This window comes from Luteibacter sp. P4_E6, assembly GCF_056401535.1.
On record NZ_JBFUJE010000137.1, the window covers coordinates 1 to 9,045 of the forward strand.

Consider the following 9,045-nt stretch of genomic DNA (forward strand, 5'->3'; position numbering starts at 1 on the left):
GTGGTGACGTGAGCGCAAACCTGATCCGCGAGTTTTCCGAATCCTCCCAACTCGCCGGCGGCAACGCCGACTACGTAGAGCAAGTCTACGAAGCCTGGCTAGCCGATCCCGGCTCCGTCACGGGCGAATGGGACACTTATTTCAAATCCTTCAAAGGTCGCGAGGCCGGTGATGTCGCCCATTCCGGCGCCATTGCCCGCATCGAAGCCGCGCAGAAACAGCGCCGCACGGCTGCCCCGGCACCCGCCGCAGGCTCCGCGGACAATGCCTACGCGCAGAAACAGGCCGGCGTGCTCCGCCTGGTTACGGCCTACCGCTCGCGCGGCCACATCGCGGCGCAGCTGGATCCCCTCGGCCTGACCGTCCCGGACATCGACACCCCCGACCTCGGCCTGGCCTTCCACGGCCTTTCCGACGCCGACCTCGGTACCGAGTTCGACGCCGGCACCTTCGCCGGTGGCGGCCAGCGCATGCCCCTGCGCGACCTGCTCGCGAAGCTGAAGCACATCTACACCGGCACCATCGGCGCCGAGTTCATGTACATCTCCGACTACGACCAGCGCGCGTGGATCTATTCGCGCCTGGAAAAGGCGGCCGGTTCCCCGGGCCTGCAGAAGGCTGAGAAAGTCCGTGTGCTTGAAGCCCTCACCGCCGCTGAAGGTCTGGAGCGTTTCCTCCACACCAAGTACGTCGGTCAGAAGCGCTTCTCGCTCGAGGGCGGCGAAAGCATGATCCCGATGGTCGATGACATCGTCCGTGCCGCCGGCGACAACGGCGTCAAGGAAGTCATCATCGGCATGGCCCATCGCGGCCGCCTCAACGTCCTGGTCAACATCCTCGGCAAGGCGCCCTCGCAGCTCTTCAACGAATTCGAAGGCAAGTTCGAGCACGACGACAGTCCGATGCACACGGGCGACGTGAAGTACCACCTCGGCTTCTCCGCCGATGTCAAAACGCCGAACGGCGGCGTCCACGTCGCGCTGGCGTTCAACCCGTCGCACCTGGAAATCGTCAATCCCGTCGTCGCCGGTTCCGTGCATGCGCGCCAGTCGCGCCGCCGCGACACCGCCCGCGAAAAGTCGATGGCCCTGCTGATCCACGGCGACRCCGCCTTCGCAGGTCAGGGCGTCAACATGGAGTTGATGCAGATGTCGCAGGCCCGTGGCTTCGCCATCGGCGGCACGCTGCACCTGGTCATCAACAACCAGGTCGGGTTCACCACGTCCAAGCGCGAAGACGCTCGCTCGACGCTGTACTGCACCGATCTGTCGAAGATGGTCAACGCGCCGGTCTTCCACGTGAACGGCGACGACCCGGAGGCCGTGATCCAGGTCACCCGGCTGGCCTATGAGTTCCGCAAGCAGTTCAAGAAGGACGTGGTCATCGACCTCGTCTGCTATCGCCGCCACGGTCACAACGAGGCCGACGAGCCGGCAGCGACCCAGCCGCTCATGTACCAGGTCATCCGCAAGCGCCCGACCACCCGCGACCTTTACGCGCAGGCGCTGGTAAAGTCCTCGACGATCGCTGCGGACGACGGCCAGAAGATGCTCGACGATTACCGTGCCCGCCTCGAAAAGGGCGAGCCGTTGATCGCGATCGATCCGAATCCGACCCGCGACATCCCGGTCGACTGGAGCCGTTTCCAGAAGACCAGCCTGTCGATGGAAGTGAACACGGGCGTGCCACGCGAACTGCTGGCCAAGGTGTCCGACGTGCTCCTGGCGATTCCCGCCGACGTCACCCTGCATGCCCGCGTCGCCAAGATCTACGACGACCGCCGCAAGATGGCCGCCGGCGAACTGCCGGGTGACTGGGGCTTCGCCGAGAACCTCGCCTACGGCACGCTGATCGCCGAAGGCAACGACCTGCGCATCGTCGGCCAGGACGCCGGCCGTGGCACGTTCTTCCATCGCCACGCCGTGCTGCACGACCAGTCCAGCGACGATACCTTCATGCCGCTCTCGAAGGTTCGCGCCGATGCCCGCGTCGACGTGATCGACTCGCTGCTCTCCGAAGAAGCCGTCATGGCCTTCGAGTACGGCGAAGCCACCACCTCGCCCGACCAGCTCACCATCTGGGAGGGTCAGTTCGGCGACTTCGCCAATGGCGCCCAGGTCGTGATCGACCAGTTCATCAGCTCGGGTGAAGCGAAGTGGGACCGCCTCTGCGGCCTCACGCTGCTCCTCCCACATGGTCAGGAAGGCGCCGGCCCGGAGCATTCCTCCGCGCGTCTGGAGCGTTTCCTCCAGCTGTGCGCGCTCGACAACATGCAGGTCTGCGTCCCGACCACACCGGCGCAGGCCTTCCACATGATCCGTCGCCAGCAGGTGCGCCCCGTGCGTAAGCCGCTGATCSTGATGACGCCGAAGTCGCTGYTGCGCCACAAGCTGGCGGTGTCCTCGCTCGATGAACTGGCCAACGGCAAGTTCCAGCTCGTCATCGGCGAACACCGCGACCTGCCGGCCAAGAAGGTCAAGCGCGTCGTTCTGTGCTCGGGCAAGGTCTACTACGACCTCCTCGAGGACGCCGACAAGCGTGGCCTGACCGACGTCGCCATCGTGCGCGTCGAGCAGCTCTATCCGTTCCCGCGCCCGGAAGTCTCGGCCGAACTGGAAAAGTTCGCTTCCGCCAAGGAAGTGGTCTGGTGCCAGGAAGAACCGATGAACCAGGGTGCATGGTTCCAGATTCGTCACCACCTCCAGGCCTGCATCGGTTCGAAGCAGAGCCTGTCCTATGCAGGACGCTCGCGTTCGCCGTCGCCGGCTCCGGGCCATCTCAATACCTATATCGCCGAACAGACGGCGCTCGTCGAGCAAGCACTCGTCGCGCCAGTCGGCACCGATCACGCAGCGGAGTAAGGCAAGCATGTCCATCGAAGTCAAAGTCCCGGTCCTGCCCGAGTCGGTCTCGGACGCGCTCATCGCCACCTGGCACAAGAAGGCCGGTGATGCGGTCAAGCGTGACGAGAACCTGCTGGACCTCGAGACCGACAAGGTCGTGYTCGAAGTGCCCTCGCCGGTTGACGGCGTGCTGAAGGAAATCCGTTTCGAGGAAGGCTCCACGGTGACCAGCAGCCAGGTCATCGCCGTGATCGAGGAAGGCGCCGCCGCTGCCGCGCCCGCCCCGGCTCCCGCTGCTGCCGCCGCTGAAACGCCGAAGGCCGAGAAGACCGAAGCCGCCGCCCCGAAGGGCGTCGACGAACTCTCCCCGGCCGGCCGCCGTGTCGCCGTCGAAGAGAACATCGATCCGTCCAAGGTCGCCGGCACGGGCCGCGACGGCCGCGTGACCAAGGAAGACCTGGTCAACGTCGGCAAGGGTGGCGCTGCCGCTCCCGCCGCCGCACCGGCACCGGCCGCCAAGCCGACCCCGGGCAGCCGTCCGGAAGAGCGCGTGGCCATGACGCGTATCCGTACGCGCATCGCCGAGCGCCTGATGCAGTCGAAGAACTCGATCGCGATGCTCACCTCGTTCAACGAAGTGAACCTCGCCGAGGTGGTCAAGCTGCGCAAGGCCCTGGGCGAGCAGTTCGAGAAGGCCAACGGCGTCAAGCTCGGCTTCATGAGCTTCTTCGTCAAGGCGGCCACCGAAGCCCTCAAGCGCTACCCGGTGATCAACGCCTCGGTGGATGGCTCGGACATCATCTATCACGGCTACCAGGACATCTCGATCGCCGTGTCGACCGAGAAGGGCCTCGTCACGCCGGTTCTCCGCGACGTGCAGGACATGTCCTTCGCCGACGTCGAGAAGGGCATCATCGGTTACGCCAAGAAGGCCCGTGACGGCAAGCTCGGCCTGGACGACCTCCAGGGCGGCACGTTCACCATCWCSAACGGCGGCACCTTCGGTTCGCTGCTCTCCACCCCGATCGTGAACCCGCCGCAGAGCGCCATCCTGGGCATGCACACGATCAAGGAGCGCCCGATCGTCGAGAACGGCCAGGTCATCGCCGCGCCGATGATGTACATCGCCCTGTCGTACGACCATCGCATCATCGATGGCAAGGACGCCGTGCTCTTCCTGGTCGACATCAAGAACCAGCTGGAAAACCCGCAGCGGATGCTGCTCGGCCTTTGATGGTCGGTTGATTCATCAATGTGAAGGCGGGAGTCGAAAGACTCCCGTTTTCATGTTCCGACCCCATATTGGCGGTAGCAGAATCCCGCCGTTTCATCCGGAGCAAACCTAATGAGCGACAAGTTCGACGTCATCGTCATCGGTGCGGGCCCCGCGGGCTATGTGGCCGCGATCCGCGCCGCGCAGCTGGGCCTCAAGACCGCCGTGGTCGACGCCTTCGTCGGCAAGGACGGCAAGGCCGCCCTCGGCGGTACCTGCCTCAACGTCGGTTGCATCCCGTCGAAGGCGCTGCTGGATTCGTCCAAGCAGTTCCACAACCTGACGCACAACTTCAAGGATCACGGCATCACTGCCGAGAATCCGCAGATCGACATTGCGACCTTCATCGGCCGCAAGGACAAGATCGTCAAGCAGTTCACCGGCGGCGTGACCATGTTGTTCAAGGCGAACAAGGTCACTTCGTTCTTCGGCAAGGGCAAGCTGCTCAAGGGCAACCAGGTCGAAGTCACCGGCAACGACGGCGCCGTCCAGACCATCTCGGCCACCAACGTCATCCTCGCCTCGGGCTCGGTGCCCATCGAGCTGCCGTTCGCGAAGTTCGACAACACGCACATCATCGACAACACCGGCGCGCTCGACCTCACCGCCGTGCCCAAGCGCATGGGCGTGATCGGCGCCGGCGTGATCGGCCTCGAGCTCGGCAGCGTGTGGAAGCGCCTTGGTTCCGACGTCACCGTGTTGGAGGCGCTGCCGAAGTTCCTCGCCGTGGCCGACCAGGACATCGCCAAGATGGCCGCCCGCGAGTTCGCCAAGCAGGGCCTGGACATCAAGGTCAACGCCAAGGTCACCGCCGCCGAGGTCAAGGGTGACGAAGTCCATGTCAGCTACACCGATAAGGACGGCGCGGCTCAGTCGCTCGTCGTGGACAAGCTGCTGGTCGCCGTCGGCCGTCGCGCTTACACCGCCGGCCTGCTGGACGACGACACGGGCGTGAAGCTCGACGAGCGCGGTCGCATCGTCGTCGACGAGCACAACCACACCGGCGTCGATGGCGTCTGGGCTATCGGTGACGCCGTGCGCGGCCCGATGCTCGCGCACAAGGGTTCCGAGGAAGGTGTCATGGTCGCCGAGCTCATCGCCGGCAAACCGGGCCACATCAATCTCGACACCGTGCCCTGGGTCATCTACACGGAGCCGGAAATCGCCTGGGTCGGCAAGACCGAAGAGCAGCTCAAGGAAGAAGGCATCCCGTACAAGACGGGCGCCTTCCCCTTCGCCGCCAACGGCCGCGCCGTGGCGATGAACGAAGGCATCGGCCAGGTCAAGATGATTGCCCACGCCGAGACCGACCGTATCCTCGGCGTGCACATGGTGGGCCCGGTCGTCTCCGAGCTGATCCACGAGTGCGTCGTGGCGATGGAGTTCAAAGGCTCGTCGGAAGACCTCGCCCGCATCGTCCACGCTCACCCGGCCCTGTCGGAAGTGGTGCATGAGGCGGCCCTGTCGGTCGACAAGCGCGCCATCCACAAGGGCAACTGATCGCCTGCGTGACAAGAAGCCCGCCCCTGCCGCACGCATGGGCGGGCTTCGTCGTTTCAGCGTTGGCGACGCCGTGCCCGGTAGGAGCCGATTCATCGGCGATCCCTAACCGTGTCGCAAGCACGCATCGCCGATGAATCGGCTCCTACCAAGGCCAGACATCGAATACATCGGAGATCTCCCCATGCGTGACATCAAATCCCTCTGCGTCTACTGCGGCTCCAGCAGCGGCGGCAACCCGGAATATACCGAGGCGGCAACAGCCTTCGGCACGCGCCTGGCGAAGGAAGGCATCGCCCTGGTCTACGGCGGCGGCAAAGTCGGCCTGATGGGTACCGTCGCCGATGCCGTGCTTGCGGCAGGTGGCCGCGTCATCGGTGTCATCCCGCGCCAGCTGGTCGAGAAGGAAGTCGCTCACACCGGCCTCTCAGAGCTTCAGGTCGTCGAGACCATGCATGAGCGCAAGACGCGCATGTACGAGCTCTCCGATGCGTTCGTCGCCCTGCCCGGCGGGTTCGGCACCATGGACGAAATGTTCGAGATGCTCACCTGGGCGCAACTCGGCCTGCACAGCTACCCGTGTGCCTTCCTCGACGTGCGCGGCTTTTACGCAGGTCTCTCCGCCAGCATGGACCATATGGTCGCCGAGGGCTTCGTCAAGAAGAACCAGCGCGAACAAGTCTGGTTCGGCGCCAGCATCGACGCCTTGTTCGACTGGATGAAGCACTACGAATCGTCCTACACGCCGAAGTGGATCACCTCCGACGCCGTCTGAGGTGACAACCTCGAACAACCTGCTATGGCGCGTCGACCATGGGACCATCCGCCTGATCGACAGCACGAAGGGGTTGGGGCACGACGTTGTTTCAAAGCTTTCGGACTGACTGATTCGGGCTACGGCGACGCCGGCAGGGTCGATCGGGCGGTCGGGATCACTCCTAAACCCTTGTCGAAACAGGTATCGACCGTGTCACCATTGATACCACCGCGCTGGACGGTAGAATGTCCCTACGCCAGAGGCGCAACGCGCGACGTTTTTACGTCACCGCAGCATTCGAGACGGGCGCCTGGAAGGCGTACGTCATCAAGGACAACACATCGGGCCTGGTCCCGGGGGAAAGTGAATGGCTCGTATCCTGATCGTCGACGATTCGCCGTCGCAGTTGCTGGGCATCAAGCGCATCGTCGAGAAACTGGGCCATGAGGCCATCACGGCCGAGGACGGCGCGCAGGGTGTGGAAGTCGCCAAGCGCGAGATTCCCGACCTGATCCTGATGGACGTGGTCATGCCGAACCTCAATGGCTTCCAGGCCACCCGCACGATCAGCAAGGAAGAGACGACCAAGCACATCCCGATCATCCTGGTGACCACCAAGGACCAGGACACGGACAAAGTCTGGGGCCTGCGCCAGGGCGCCAAGGACTACGTGGTCAAGCCGATCAAGGAAGAAGAGCTGGTCGCCGCCCTGAAGGAACACCTGCCAAAGTGAGGTAGGTGCATCGGCGGCGCAGCCACAACGACTACCCTTGCCGTGGGTCGAACCCGGGGAACGCGTCCTTGAACTCCGCGTACGCCGCTTTCTCCTCATGGGTTTCAGGTACCGGCACACGGATTTCCAGCACGACGATCTGGTCGCCCGGCTCCGAGCCCGGCAGGCCGCGCCCCTTCAGGCGCAGCTTACGGCCCGATTGCGAGCCGGCGGGAATACGCAGGTCTACGTGACCACCCAGGGTCGGGACCGGCACCGTGGCGCCCATGGCGGCCTCCCAGGGCGTAATCGGAAGCGTATGGGTGACCGTGCGGCCTTCGAGGCGGAAGCGGACATCGTCCCGCACGCCGATCTCGAGCAGGAGGTCGCCGGAGGGCCCGCCGCCCATGCCTGGATGGCCCTGCCCGGCCAGACGGATGGTCTGCCCCGGCGTGATGCCGGCCGGAATCTTCACTTCGAGCACGCGTTCGCTGCCCGACGCATCATTGAGCACGACACGCGTCTTGCCACCGTTGAAGGCGGTCTGCAGGTCGGTCTCGATCTTCGCCTGGATGTCGCGCCCGCGACGGGCCTGCGTCTGTTGCTGCCCGCGGCCACGGCCTCCGCCGCCGAAAAGGCTTTCGAAGAAGTCGCTGAAGTCGCCGCCACCACCGCCGCCATGGCCGAAGTCGTAGCTTCCACCACCACCCTGACCGAAGCCCGGAGGCGGCCGGAACTGCTCACCCTGGCGATAGCCGCCGGCGCGGAGCTGGTCGTAAGCCCGGCGCTTCTCGGGGTCCTTGAGCGCCTCGTTGGCCTCGTTGACCGCCTTGAACTTGTCCTCGGCGCCCGGCTCCTTGTTCTTGTCCGGATGGTATTTGCGGGCGAGCTTGCGGTACGCCGCCTTGATTTCGGCGTCGGTCGCTTCAGGCTTTACCCCAAGTGCTTCGTAATAATCCTTGAACTCCACAGGCTCTCCCGGGCTTGTGTCAAAAACAAAAAGCAGAATGCCCGCGGTGGCGCATGTCCACCGCGGGCCAGTTTACAAGCTTAGAGCGAATCAGCCCGCAGCGTTGATCTCAATACGCCGCGGCGCACTCTCGGCCTTTTTCGGAATCGCGATTTCCAGCACGCCCTGAGCGCCCGAGGCCGTGATGCCCTCGGCGTTAGCGCTTTCCGGCAGCGTGAAGCTGCGCTTGAAGGCGCCACTGGCGCGCTCCACGCGGCTGAACTTGCCTTCGGTCTCGCTGGTGAACACCTTGCGCTCGCCCTTGATGCTGAGCACGTTCTTTTCCATCTGGATCTCGATGTCGGCGAGGTTCACGCCCGGCACGTCGGCAAGGATCAGGAAGCGGCCGTCCTCTTCACGAATGTCGACACGCGGCGCCCAGGCGTTCGGCGTAGCAGCAACCGGCGCGGCGATCTCGTTGCCGAAGAGCTGTTCGAAGACATTGCGGACGTCGCTGCCGAACACCGGCGCGCGACGGAACGACACATGACGAAGCTGGTTCATCTGTTTGACTCCCAAGAAGTTTTTCGGCCATGTGGCCGTCTGGGAACAAACATATGACCGACCCGACGGGATTCAAGTGCCGCTGCGACTTACACCGGTTGGGCCGCACATGGCGTTCGCGCTAAGCTCGGCCATCTCTGCCCGCAAAGGACTCCCCATGACCATCGCTGTTGGCGACCGCCTGCCCGATCACACGCTCACCCAGTTCAAGGACGGCCTGGAGACGATTTCCAGCCTCGACGTATTCGGCCAGGGCAAGGTCGTGGTGTTCGCCGTGCCGGGCGCCTTCACCCCCACCTGTTCGAACAAGCATCTGCCCGGTTATATCCAGCACATGGAAGACTTCCGCGAGCGCGGGATCAAGGTCGCCTGCGTGTCGGTCAACGATGCCTTCGTGATGCATGCCTGGGGCATATCGCAAGGCGCACCGGACGACCTGCTGATGCT

At 64.4% G+C, this 9,045-nt stretch carries 8 protein-coding genes; 6 read left to right on the plus strand and 2 right to left on the minus strand.

What is annotated here, in order from left to right; genetic code table 11:
• The first annotated feature begins 8 nt into the window (after window positions 1-8).
• The 5 genes from AC1DT2_RS10515 to pilH all read left to right on the plus strand — a co-directional run bounded on the left by AC1DT2_RS10515 (window position 9) and on the right by pilH (window position 7,106).
• Window positions 9-2,861 carry a 2-oxoglutarate dehydrogenase E1 component gene (locus tag AC1DT2_RS10515; protein WP_477296153.1) on the plus strand — a complete coding sequence of 951 codons (2,853 nt, stop codon included), beginning with the start codon at window positions 9-11 and terminating at the stop codon, window positions 2,859-2,861.
• Window positions 2,862-2,868: 7 nt separating this feature from the next.
• Window positions 2,869-4,077, plus strand: coding sequence for a 2-oxoglutarate dehydrogenase complex dihydrolipoyllysine-residue succinyltransferase (odhB, locus tag AC1DT2_RS10520; protein ID WP_477296150.1), 1,209 nt, complete (start codon window positions 2,869-2,871; stop codon window positions 4,075-4,077).
• Between the two features lie 111 nt (window positions 4,078-4,188).
• Window positions 4,189-5,616, plus strand: a complete 1,428-nt coding sequence (lpdA, locus tag AC1DT2_RS10525; RefSeq protein ID WP_477296151.1) for a dihydrolipoyl dehydrogenase — start codon at window positions 4,189-4,191, stop codon at window positions 5,614-5,616.
• 193 nt (window positions 5,617-5,809) lie between these two features.
• Window positions 5,810-6,391, plus strand: coding sequence for an LOG family protein (locus AC1DT2_RS10530; protein ID WP_213948512.1), 582 nt, complete (start codon window positions 5,810-5,812; stop codon window positions 6,389-6,391).
• Window positions 6,392-6,740: 349 nt separating this feature from the next.
• Window positions 6,741-7,106 (plus strand): twitching motility response regulator PilH, encoded by a 366-nt coding sequence (gene pilH / locus AC1DT2_RS10535; RefSeq protein WP_063571547.1) that lies wholly within the window; start codon window positions 6,741-6,743, stop codon window positions 7,104-7,106.
• 31 nt (window positions 7,107-7,137) lie between these two features.
• Here pilH and AC1DT2_RS10540 read toward each other — a convergent pair whose 3' ends face one another.
• Both AC1DT2_RS10540 and AC1DT2_RS10545 read right to left on the minus strand, forming a co-directional pair.
• Window positions 7,138-8,055, minus strand: coding sequence for a DnaJ C-terminal domain-containing protein (locus AC1DT2_RS10540; RefSeq protein ID WP_063571546.1), 918 nt, complete (start codon window positions 8,053-8,055; stop codon window positions 7,138-7,140).
• 90 nt (window positions 8,056-8,145) lie between these two features.
• Window positions 8,146-8,598 (minus strand): Hsp20/alpha crystallin family protein, encoded by a 453-nt coding sequence (locus AC1DT2_RS10545; protein WP_063571545.1) that lies wholly within the window; start codon window positions 8,596-8,598, stop codon window positions 8,146-8,148.
• Between the two features lie 157 nt (window positions 8,599-8,755).
• On the opposite strand from AC1DT2_RS10545, the gene AC1DT2_RS10550 reads away from it, so the two are divergent.
• The coding region (locus AC1DT2_RS10550) for a redoxin family protein (RefSeq protein WP_477296152.1) at window positions 8,756-9,045 on the plus strand (290 nt) is incomplete at its 3' end.

Bases quoted from the DNA above. Each gene is read 5' to 3' on its own strand.
- lpdA (WP_477296151.1), top strand. From the start codon at position 4,189: ATGAGCGACAAGTTCGACGTCATCGTCATCGGTGCGGGCCCCGCGGGC.
- pilH (WP_063571547.1), top strand. From the start codon at position 6,741: ATGGCTCGTATCCTGATCGTCGACGATTCGCCGTCGCAGTTGCTGGGC.
- AC1DT2_RS10545 (WP_063571545.1), bottom strand. From the start codon at position 8,598: ATGAACCAGCTTCGTCATGTGTCGTTCCGTCGCGCGCCGGTGTTCGGC.